At 56.8% G+C, this 11,190-nt stretch carries 10 protein-coding genes; all 10 read right to left on the bottom strand.

The window, feature by feature from the left end:
* Window positions 1–96: 96 nt before the first annotated feature.
* The 10 genes from ACYVG7_RS12165 to ACYVG7_RS12120 all read right to left on the bottom strand — a co-directional run bounded on the left by ACYVG7_RS12165 (window position 97) and on the right by ACYVG7_RS12120 (window position 10,803).
* Entirely contained in the window at window positions 97–711 is a 615-nt protein-coding gene (locus ACYVG7_RS12165) for a hypothetical protein (protein WP_460883369.1), read from the bottom strand.
* Window positions 711–1,121 (bottom strand): hypothetical protein, encoded by a 411-nt coding sequence (locus ACYVG7_RS12160; protein ID WP_460883368.1) that lies wholly within the window; start codon window positions 1,119–1,121, stop codon window positions 711–713. The genes ACYVG7_RS12165 and ACYVG7_RS12160 overlap by 1 nt, the downstream gene beginning before the upstream one ends.
* Before the next feature lie 6 nt (window positions 1,122–1,127).
* The gene (locus tag ACYVG7_RS12155; RefSeq protein ID WP_460883367.1) at window positions 1,128–1,760 is read right to left on the bottom strand and encodes a hypothetical protein; all 633 of its coding nucleotides are present in this window, start codon (window positions 1,758–1,760) and stop codon (window positions 1,128–1,130) included.
* Between the two features lie 17 nt (window positions 1,761–1,777).
* Window positions 1,778–2,266 carry a hypothetical protein gene (locus ACYVG7_RS12150; RefSeq protein WP_042047764.1) on the bottom strand — a complete coding sequence of 163 codons (489 nt, stop codon included), beginning with the start codon at window positions 2,264–2,266 and terminating at the stop codon, window positions 1,778–1,780.
* A 9-nt stretch (window positions 2,267–2,275) separates the two neighbouring features.
* Window positions 2,276–2,920, bottom strand: coding sequence for a hypothetical protein (locus tag ACYVG7_RS12145; protein WP_460883366.1), 645 nt, complete (start codon window positions 2,918–2,920; stop codon window positions 2,276–2,278).
* Window positions 2,921–2,940: 20 nt separating this feature from the next.
* On the bottom strand, window positions 2,941–4,863 hold the full coding sequence (locus tag ACYVG7_RS12140) for a hypothetical protein (protein WP_460883365.1): 1,923 nt from the start codon (window positions 4,861–4,863) through the stop codon (window positions 2,941–2,943).
* A gap of 140 nt (window positions 4,864–5,003) precedes the next feature.
* Window positions 5,004–5,720, bottom strand: a complete 717-nt coding sequence (locus tag ACYVG7_RS12135) for a peptidoglycan-binding domain-containing protein (protein ID WP_460883364.1) — start codon at window positions 5,718–5,720, stop codon at window positions 5,004–5,006.
* A 782-nt stretch (window positions 5,721–6,502) separates the two neighbouring features.
* The gene (locus tag ACYVG7_RS12130; protein ID WP_460883363.1) at window positions 6,503–7,939 is read right to left on the bottom strand and encodes an ATP-binding protein; all 1,437 of its coding nucleotides are present in this window, start codon (window positions 7,937–7,939) and stop codon (window positions 6,503–6,505) included.
* Window positions 7,940–7,942: 3 nt separating this feature from the next.
* Window positions 7,943–10,435 (bottom strand): Hsp70 family protein, encoded by a 2,493-nt coding sequence (locus tag ACYVG7_RS12125; protein WP_460883362.1) that lies wholly within the window; start codon window positions 10,433–10,435, stop codon window positions 7,943–7,945.
* A complete protein-coding gene (locus ACYVG7_RS12120) occupies window positions 10,432–10,803 on the bottom strand; it encodes a hypothetical protein (protein ID WP_460883361.1) in 372 nt (123 codons plus the stop codon). Before ACYVG7_RS12120 ends, ACYVG7_RS12125 begins: the two co-directional genes overlap by 4 nt.
* Between the last annotated feature and the right edge of the window lie 387 nt (window positions 10,804–11,190).

The following is an 11,190-nucleotide window of genomic DNA, read 5'->3' as shown; positions in this document are numbered from 1 at the left end:
GGCTCATGAAGCCGAATATATGTTTGTGACTACTTTGTTAAAAATAGAGCAGCACTTGCTTGCACAGGGTCGGTGTCCATATAGCTATTTAGGTTATCACACATACCCTGTCAATCTGGAAGATCCCAATTGTGTGACCAATGCTTTCTCGGCGCCCAGCGGCACGTGGTACTGAGCTACCCTCATCGTCTCTGCCGAGTTGGCCGATGATGTACGTCCGTAGCGAATGATCAGGGCGGTCTGGCCTCCAATTGGTTCAACGGCAAAGCTGGGGCGTCCGACCTCCTTCATTCCGTACTTCGCCATCCCCGCCCACATCGTTGGGGACTCCTCGCGCCAGACATCCGCCAAATCTTTCAATACCTGTTGCTTATTGGCCTGAACTTCCTGCCTAACGTCCGCTTGAGTAAGTGGCGGCTCCATTGGAATGAACGACACCCGGACAAACACCCGTGAGGGTGCTGGATAGGACTGCACCGAAAGCGACGCCACGTGATCAATGGCAACTCCGGTGACTTTCTCCGCAAACTCCTTTACACGCCTGCGCTGTTCCGCATCACTGATCGTCCAGTCGCTTGGCACTTCAATCTGAACTCGTCCCTTGACGTTGAGCTTGGTATAGCCCGGAGTCTGTGCGGCGACCGGCAAGGCGACCGCAGCCAACAAGCAGAAACACAGGGCGGAGAATATTGTTCTTGCTTTGTTCATCATCAGTTCTCGGTTAGGAGGCTGTTCAGCAACTCCTGCTGGATAGCTTGCAGTTGGCCCCGGCTCTGTGGCGAACCGGTTCCTTCATAAACATTGATCGAGAGCGGCAGGGAGTTCAGGAGCGTGATTGCGCTGATTCCCGAAATTGGGCGGCTGCTTTCCCCGACGCTCATGTTCATCCGCATGGAAAAATAGACCGCGTTCCCGTCCCGCCCAATCGGTTCAAACTTCATGTCTGTTAGCGCGACGTCGCTATTCTCGAACGACGCTTTCAGCCGTCGATTGAGCTCGGCAGAATTCACCCGAGGAGTCGACTTGGAAAGGCCGGAAAGGAATGCCTCTCGCGGCATCTCGATTCGCTGGAAATTCCCCTTCGGGCCGATAAGTTGGATTTGCAGCCAGTGATCCAGCATTTCCCTTCACCCCATCCTGTAGTCCTCCAGCTCGGAACAAAGGACTGCTGCATGCACGAGGCGCGAACCTTCTGCGAGGGAACGCTTTGCCAAGTCCATGAGCTGGACTTCGCGCGCCGACTCACCCGGCGTGCAATAGCCACGCGGATTCGAGAACAGGACATGCTGACCAAGCACGTTCACCGACTCCGTAGCCACGCGTTGCTGGATAACTGTCTCTTGGGCAATCGGCCGACTCTGCGTGACTGGCGAAACCGTTGGCGGTGAATAGGTGGGGGTCGCAGTGACGGGGGTTTGAGCAACTGGTGCCGTCGCCGAGCGGGTGGGCTCGTTCTTGGTCGAGTTAACAAAGACAATGAGCAGAAGCCCGATGCCCAAGCCGATACCGACCATCCATTTGCCGGTGGCCACGTCTGATGAGCCGTCGCTCTTTGATTTGGACGGCGGCGGAACAATTGAGGCAGACGGAGCTTCCTCGGCCTGTCTGGGCGGCGATTCGGGAACCGGAGCGGGGTTGGGCGGCGGAGTTACTTGCGGCGTAGGCTGGCCGGCTGGACTGCCCTCGTCGACATCCGAAACAAGTGTCGAAAGGCCTGAGAAGCCTTTGGCGTTTCCATTTTGTTTGTCGTCAGCAGCCACGGCTCTTCATCTCCTCTTCAAAGCCGCAGCTTCGTATAGACGCCTTCGACCATACAGTCGTCTCCGTCTTCGAAGCGAAGTTGTCCGAAACCGGACGCCGACATTGTCAGGTAGGCTTCTTCGCCAAGCGCAAGGGAGAGACAGGTCGATGTCTTGATGTACGAATCTGTTCCGAGGGCCTCGTACCAATCATCATCTTCACGACTGACCGTCACCACGTACTTACCAGGCTTCTGCTTCGACAGGCCAAAAACCGCCTTCACATCGCACTTATCCTTGCTGTCGAAGAAGATCAGCTCTCCGCCGTAGCCGGACGCCTTGAAAATGGCCTCTTCAGAGTAGGCATAGACGTAGCAGTAGCGCGTCTGGATGATGATGTCTTTGCCGTCGATCTTGTAAACGTTGCTGCCCTTGCGGGTCAGGCTCACCTCATAGTTTTCAGCCAGAACTGGCCCGGTCTGAAGGGTCATCAATGCGGCAAGCGTGGCAAGCAGGTTCCTCTTCATTACCACCGCCTATTGGGTCTGGAAGCTCGACAAGCGGCTTTTCACGAGGTCTAGCTTAGCCTTATGGGCCAGTGGCCTGTTGAAAACACGATTCTGGATTTGGTCGGACACCTTGCTGATGGCGATGTACGCCATGCTCAAGCCAGACTCCCTCTCTGAGGTCTTCTTCTCGACGAAATCGTATGGGAAGGTCTCGCAGAACTTGTGGAAGCCGGAGAACTGCGCGACATCCTTCGTGAATCGGAAGCCGTCTGGGGTGAGGCGCGAGCGCCGGGGATGGTAGAGGTCAACGAAGAAGATGAACCATCCGCTTCCATCGAATGTCACGGCCTCGAACACGTCCACTTTATCGATGGCCCCGAGGCGATGAAACAGGATGCGCTGCCCCGACTGCGTTTCGAGTCTGGACAGATATGCCAGTTGACCGATCGGCCCGTTAACCGGGATGGGGTTCGTCTCAGTAAAGCCAAATTGGCCAGAGCTGATCGGGTCCTTGTCGTAGGCAGGCGCAGATTCCAGCATCGCCTTCATCATTGGATGAACGAGCTCTAACTGGAACTTTTCATCATCGAGGATGCGATGGATGTGTGCAAGCGCCTCACGCAACGCCTTGTCTTCTTTGTTGCCCCCGAAGAGGTTTGATAAAAATCCCATATAAGCTGCCCCCAATTACGTCATTGCAGCAATTCGCTCAGTCTGCGCAGCCCAGGCTTCTTGAAAGCCATGCGAATGAGCTGCTCCAGAATGTGCGTGTTTGCGACGTGAATGTAGGAAATGCCGACATTGGTTTTCTTGTCGTCTTTGAACCCGATGCAGAACGATCCATCAGCATTCCATATATGCACCTGCCCCCACGTGCACCGCACCCTTTCATTAGCACCCAGAAATTTGTGCTTCACCAAAGTGATGCCATCGTCGTGAAGAAGTGCATCGCCGAAGTACAAGTCCCGCCCATCCTTCAGTGCTTCCAGCATCTCACCCAACAGGCGGATGCACACGGCTCGCCAGAGCTTGTCGATGAACTTGCTGTAAATGTCCTCTTTCTTAAGCTCAACAACAGCCTCGGAGCGTTTGTCTCCGAAGGCAATGGTGTAGGTCGTCCCCGTCGGCACGCCGTTGACGGAGTGGCGCACACCACCCCAGCGAACCCGAGTGATCGAGTCCAGAGAAAAATGCTGTCCTTTCCACGAGATTCCATCAGGCGAAATGCTCAGTGTGTCCTTGAACATCACACCAATTTCAGCGCGGTAGGTGATCTCACGCGCCCATTCGTCTCTGCGTGCTACCGCCTGCTTCCGCTCATGGAAGATATCAGCAAGCGCAAGCGCATCCTGCTCAACGCGCTCGGACACTTCAGGTAGCTCGGCAAACAGCTCTTGAAGCAGACCAGTCAGCCGTTGGGACTGCGTCAACATGTCATGTGTGTTGAACAGGTCGATGGCGAGGCTACGAATCTCGTAGGCCAAGTCTCGGCTTGCTTCGTGGTCGATGCCGCGCGCCTTCGAACTCAGTTGAATGGGCTGGGCGATCTTGTCCCAATTACGTGCAACCGCATCGAGCTTGTCCACATACGGCTTGACGGCAGCTTCACCCGAGTTCGCCGAGTCACGGGCGGCTTTGATCAGCTTGTGGACGTTCTCAGCTTCCTTCTGCAGGAAGCCTTGGGTTTCCACTTCGTAGCTGTCGACGAGGTCATCGATCAGTTCGGGCGCGTGATCCTCGCCGCCCAACGTAACCCCCTCCACTGTGTCCGTCATTACCTGGACGAGCGTCGTCGATGGCAGCCTGTCGAGGGCGTCCTTGATGGCGCTGCGGTAGTACCGTTTACGTTCCGCCAGTTCGGCTTCGATTTGGTCGAGTGCTCGGGCCTCCGGGAAGCCGGAGACAGCACGGTCTTCATTGATGTCGCGCAGGACATCTTCGGGATCGATCACATCCACGAGGTAAGCAACCTCCTGAATGAAACGTGCCAGGTCTTCCGCATCGTGTTCGCCATCCACCGCCTCGAAGGCGGCGGCGAGCAAATTCAAGTGTGCAAGCGTGGGCAGGCCAGACTCCTCCCTGACCGCCATAGGATCATGGAGCAGGTTTTCAACGAGCTGGGATGCCTTTCGCGGAGAAACGCCGGGAAGCCATGCGATCTCCGCGCTCAACCTGGTGCGTGGATTCGTTAGATCAGAGCGTGCCTTCTGACAGACATCGTGGTCCAGCTCCAGTGACTTCTCTTCTGCCAACTCAACGATTCGCCTGCGGTCGTCGCGAGTGGTCACATTGAGAATCGCGAAGGGCGTCTGATGGAGCGCGGTTGTCTTCAGTGTGCGTTGAGCTCGGGCTCGCGGAGATGGGGTATTCCGGGCCGATTGCACAGGAGGCATAGCGGTTGGGCGGGAGGACGCCGCTGTTGGCACTGGCGCCGCCGAGGCGCTTGATGCTGGTTGAGCGCCGAGCATCGCCATGAGCTGCGGGTCCTTCAAGGCTTCTTGCGCCTGAGCCAATGCATCAGACGGCACGGAAAGCTTCAAATGAATGCGAAGCTCGTGGCTGTAATGTGCCAGCTGCGTTTTCGACGAGATGTGATCAGTAAGCACGAGTGACAAAGCCAGCTCGCTATTTGATCGAGGAGTGGTTCCGCATGCAGCGCAGGCAAGTAAAGCGCCTGACTTGTCTGAACCACACTTGAAGCAGATTGCTGATGACATTTACCCAATACCCCCACACAACTTTCGATGTTTGGCAATCATAATCTGCTCCTCGCTCGCCGTTCGGCTTCTGCGACTCTTGCCGCCTCTTCGGCGTTTAACAACGAATGCTTGCACAAGGATGGATAGTCGCCAGATATGCAGGTCTGGAAATTTGCACGTCGCTCGGCTGCTGCTACTTGGGCAGCCTCATTCGTCGTCAGTAAATTGTGCTTACAAAGCGATGGGTAATCGCCAGATATGCAAGTCTGAAAGTTCGCGCGTCGCTCAGCTGCTGCAACTTGAGTGGCCTCACTCGACGTGAGCAAATGGTGCTTACAAAGCGATGGGTAATCGCCAGATATGCAAGTCTGAAAGTTCGCGCGTCGCTCGGCTGCTGCGACTTGAGTAGCCTCACTCGGCGTGAGCAAATTGTGCTTGCAAAGCGATGGATAATCGCCAGAAATGCAGGTTCGGAAGTTCTCTGCATCCCTGGTCGGCGAGGAGGACTGAGTACTCTGTGAAGGTAATGCAGATGGTGCGGGAAGGGCTACGTTCGGGAACGATGACTCGCTACGATTAGGTCTGGATCTGTTGCTTGTTGCAGTTGACGTTGCGGCAGAATTTAGTTTGGCAAGCAAGTCGACACTAGCGCGACCGTCCGAGCTAAGACCGCTATCCCGCTGAAATGCCACGATCGCGGAACGTGTCTTAGTCCCCATGAGACCGTCAGCACTACCTGCGTCATACCCAAGTTCATTAAGCTTCCGTTGCATAGCTTGTATGGTCCCATCCGGAGCAGGACGCGCTGGTGCTGCTGCTGGTGCTGGTGCTGGTGCTGGTGCTGGTGCAGACAGGGAGCCCGTGGATGGATTGCGAGCGAATCGGCTCCGACCTTCTGCCTGAAGTTGGCTCCGGTACGGCTCAACGTCTCGGCGCGCGCTCTCCAGTGCACCGCTTCTGTAGCGGAAACTGCCGCAGCGACTGTTGTAGTCAGCCACCATCGCGTTGAACCGATCGACATCGGAGTCGCTGTAGTTGTTGAGGGCGGCCTTCGCGCCCTCCATGCGGATGTCTTCCGCCAGGCAATACTGAATCTGAGCCGTTGAAAATACCAAGTCCTGGCCAACTGGCGGCTTTGACTCTTGTGGCACGGAGGGGGCTTGCGGTTGAGCAGGCGGCGAATAGCTCGGCGCTGCACTCTGCGCGGGCGGTGAGTAGGCTGGAGTCGGTGAACTCGTGGGCTTGTTGGACTGGCCGATGAGCCAAAGCAGGCCAACGACGGCAGCTATGCCCAGCAACCACTTGCCCCCAGACGATCCTGACGACGGTTGCGGAGGCTCTTGATACGTCTGACGCTGAGTCGGCTGCTGCGGTTGCGGTTGAGCAGTCTGCGCGGCTGGGCGTCCGGTGGACGTCGTAGAGCCGGCGGATTCCGTCTTAGGCGCTGGGGGAGGCGGTGTTGTGTCCACGTCGGACACGAGCGAGGAAAGGCCAGCGAAGCCTTTGCCTTCATTTTTCTTGTTGTTTTCTTCCTCCGCTGCCACCAGTATCTCCCTTAGATAAATCCTATGCTCCGCTTTTCGCTGCCTTCACGTTCCCGTGCAGGTGTCGTGCGCAAAGCTGCCAGCAGGCTGGCCTGCTCCAGCCTGTCCTTGCCCGAGCGTGCTGCGAGCCTTGCACCTTCCCTCACAACGAAAGCAACGTCGGACAACGGTCGTCCCGCGAGTTCTTGCGCCAGCGGCTTGGAGTCCACATCCGACTCCTTTGGCAAAGCAAACAACAGCTTGTCCAGGAGCAACTGCACCTCGATCTCGCTTGCAAAGTCCACCTTGATGACGTGATCGAAGCGTCCCCGGCGCTGGATGGCGGGGTCGATCATGTCGATCCGATTCGTCATGGCGATGATCAGCACGTCGTTCTTCACTGCCTCAGGAATGCGGCGCAGGAACTCGGCCACTTCCTCGACACGGTGATGGCCCGCTCCAATTTCGCGGTCAGCAAGAAACGCCTCCATCTCGTCAATCACGAGAACTGATGGCGCGTTTTCCATCGCTTTATCGAATACCTGTGCGACCTTCTTGCTGGTCTCGTGGATGTACGGGCTGGCCACGCTGGATGCGTCGATCTGGAAGCTTGGCCACCCGAGGAAATCAACCAGTCGTTCGACTGCGAAGGTCTTGCCGGTACCTGGAGGGCCGTACAGGATCACGGCTGATGGGAATTCAATACCGAGCGCCTTGTAGCGGTCGCGGTGCAGAATAATGTCAACGATGTGCTCGTTGAAGAAGGTCGCCAGTTCGGGACGTCCGGCGAGTTCGAAGACCTTGTTTGGCTCCGGCTCGGCGCGTTCGACTTTCTCCACCTTCTCGACGGGAGCAACTTCCGTCTTTTCGGCAGGAGCCGCTGGCTTGCGCTCCAGCGGCATGATTTCCGCGACGTCGAAGCCCGCTGCCTGCACGACATCCTTCAGGTGGCTCGCGCCCAGCCAGCTCATGGTCTGGCGGAGACGGCGGAAGGAAGTGGCCGGAATGCTGGTGCCGCCCGTCAGCCAGTAGCCGAGCACGACATCATCGCCAGTTCTGGAGCTGATGCTGTAGGTTGGCAGCAGCCGCGTGATCTTCTCAACGTAGAGCGCATCCTGGAGCGCCGAATCCGTACCGATATCGCGTGTTGCCTTCAACGCAAGAGCAAAGGCGAGCGCCTCGGCCTTGGTGTCGGGTGATTTCGCCTCGCTGACCGGGCACAGCATCTGGCTCGGACCGCAGGAGATGGACCGAAGCTGCTGATCGCCGAACTGGAAGACGTTGAAGGTCCCGTCATCGATCAGCCCGGCATCTAGCCAATGATCCGCCAGTGCGTCGCGTACGACGAGCGCCCGCCCACCGCCTTGGGTCTCAAGGATCTGCCAGTCTGCCCCTTCAAACAGGGCGACGCGCGCCTTCGCACCGTCCGGCAACTTGAACCCGATGGGAAGCCACGCGTCGAGCGCCATAGGTCAACTCCGCACGATGTTCGCGCCAGCAAGCATGTCGTTCTCACCCGCAGAACCGATGCGGATGGAGTCGAGATGTGCTACTACGGCACGAAGCTTGTCGATGTCATTGGCCTTCAACGCCTCTGCTCCCACAACCACGATCTGGGCATGCTCGCTGGCATCTGGGAAAAGGTAGATATTCTCGGCCAGCCATTTGAAGCGCTCGATGACGAACCAGTCCTGACGCCACAGGATCATGAAGTTGCGACTGCGCAGATCATCCAGGTGCGACTCGAAGTCGCCACTGTTATTGTCAATCGAGCGCTGCGCCGTCTTGACCAAGTTGTCGAAAGACGAGGCTTCGGTGGGTCTGGCGTGCTGGCGCACCACCTTGTCGAAGAAATCGACTGCCTTGTCCAGTTCCAGCTGGCGAATGTCTTTCAGATGCTCTTTGCGGGTCAGCGCCAGCAGCCGCTTGGCCTCCTGGACGTCATCCATCGCTTGCTTGGCCGTCTCGGGGTCGGCCTCGTCAGTTTTGATAGTGCCGGCTTGCTCCAACTTCTCCCGAGCCTGCTCCAGACGTGGGTCATCGACCTTGGATGCCATCTCGTCGAGCCGCTGCAAGGTATGGTCCGACTGTTCCTGGATGTTTTTCGCTTGGTTGGTGTAGTCGACCTTGCCTTCCTGGCTGGAGTAGAAGTTACGCCCGCTTTGGAACGATCCGCTGATTGAAGGGACTGAAACCTCCAGAACGATGTTGCCGGAGTCGAGCACTTCGTACTCGCAGATCAGCTCCGCGCCAGCGGCAATGACACCGTCGTCGAAATCCGTTCCCTTGATCTCGAACATGCCAATGAATCGGTTGTCGTTGATGGGGTCGGAGATGTCGCCCTCCCACAGCTTGAACTTGATCGACCCGGCACTTCCAGCCTTGAGAGACTCGCCTGCCTTGAAAGTCTTCTTGCCTTTCTTGGGTAGCTGCTCGCCCTCCCGAACGAGATAATCCAAGCTCAAGCGACCGCCCACCTTGTCGCGCGCTTCCACGCCGACGGAATGCGATGCCGGGATCGCATCGATGCTAGCGGCGGTGCGAGCAATGACAATCTTGTCTTCACGCAGCGATACGGGCCCGCCGTTGGAATCGAACACAAACACTTTGAAGATGTTGTCGCCAGGCTTGGTCAGGTTGAGTTCGATACCTGCGCCATCCTTCAGGGCGATGCGTCCAGAAGACCACCCGGTGTCCAGACTATCGATCTGAAACTCGACTCCAGCCGGAGCAGAACTTCCCAGTTTGGCGACGATCTTTGCCTTCGAGTCCGGCGTGCGCGCGATGTAGTTGAACGACAGATCAAGCGCGCCACCGGCGCTGATGGCACCTCGGGCGCTCTTGCGTCCACGGCTTTGCGACGCCCAATCGATGGACTCGGCGAAGACCGCTGCGCCTTCCGCTACGGCGGTCATCGGATTCACATCTGTGGACGGGGCAATACCGAGCTCGAAAGCCACCTTGTCACGCAATGGCTTGTAGTGGGTTGGGCCACCCACAAATACGACACGCTCGACGTCGTGTGGGCTCAAGCCAGCCTTTTCGAGGGTTTCGCGGGCGGACACGATGGACTCTTCCACCTTCGGTCCGATCAGGCCGTCGTATCGTTTGCGATCAATGGTGATGTCGATATAGATCTCCTCACCAGACTGATCACGGACACCGAGTTCGGTCTCGGGCAGACTGACGATGGCCTCTTCCTTCTGCGACAACTCGATTTTTGCCTTCTCTGTCGCCCACGTGGCCATCCGCAGCAGAGACTTGAACTGTGGGTTGGTCGTCAAGTCTTCCGGAAGATCAAAGTTTTCCAGCAGCCACGGCTTCACGATGCTGTCGAACAGAATCCGGTCGAAGTCGCGGCCGCCACACATGGCGATGCCGCCGTGCGCGAGAAGCGTCACGCGGCCGGAAATACTCTCTGCAATTGCGATATCGAGCGTTCCACCGCCAAGGTCGTAAACAACAAATACACCGTCATTCTTTCGCTGCCGCATGACGCTCATCACGGCGGCCACAGGTTCTTGCATCAAGGCCACTCGCCCAAGCCCAGCAGCATCAGCGGCAACCATCGTTGAGTCCTTCTGCATCTGGTTAAAAGCGGCGGGAACCGTAATGACAATGCCGATATCACCATCGCACCGGATCTCTTCCGGCAGGTAGCTGTATAGCGCACGCAGCACCTCAGCAGAGCATTCCTCCGGCGTCATGGTGAGGTTCACTGCCGGCAGCTTGACCGGCGTGCTCGTACCCATTAGCCGTTTAAACAGCACCGTCGCGTTGTCTGGATTGCGAGCTGCATTGTTGTAGGCGCGCGAGCCGACGTACTTGTTGCCACGTCGGTCGATGAAGATGGCTGATGGTGTAACGTCGTGCTGCTCTGGACTCTTATAGAGCTGGACTGCCTCGCCGTCGAAGGAACAAATAGCACTGTTGGTCGTGCCTAGGTCGATACCGACATACTTCATGCTTCCACCTTCTTGAGCATTACCGTGCCTTGTTTGCGCAGGCCGTTCTGCCCCATGATGATTGGCTCAACCATTTGCTCAACGATCAATACGTCGTGAGGGCCAAAGTCCCCGAGATTCAAGGCGGATGCCGCCATGCCCACGTCGTATGGCTGTCCCTCAATGTTGACCAGTTTAAGGCCACTCGAGTTGAGGCTTTCTTCGACCTTCTTCTGGAAGTAGCGGAGCTGATTGACGTAACGACCTGAATCACCCGCATCGACTTTGTTGATGACATTTCTGAACAGACGCGAGAAACGCCAACTCTCGACTGCTATGTCGATAAGAGATTGCTCCATCTGTTCACTGCTTTCGGACTGCTTGGCCATTAAATCCTCCTGTGGTTGCTGCTGTGAGGAGATGTTGAAAGCGCCTGTCCCACTTGAGAACTTTCAGATTCAAATTGCGTGTTTGCCTAGTACTGATCCGCAGCTGCACCTTTGACCGGTTGCGGTTCTAACCTTTGGCAGTACCAAACAGTTTGGTTTTGGATTCGAGCCGTGTTTCGATAAAGGCAGATACTTGCAGTTCTGCAACAAGATTCTGGATCACTTACCTTCTTGAGCATCTTGTCTCACTACCACACCGTAGACGGTCTGAATCACAACTATATCCGATGCTATTGCGGTGAATCCGACATTCCGCACCTAATTTAGGAATAAACCCGCTGATATGCTTCACCAAGGCAATCCAGAATGACTCGCTGGTGCGCGTTT

The sequence above is a fragment of the Pseudaeromonas pectinilytica genome (assembly GCF_054780855.1).
The sequence above is the reverse complement of the archived record's forward strand: the minus strand, read 5'-3'. Positions and strand labels throughout refer to the sequence as shown.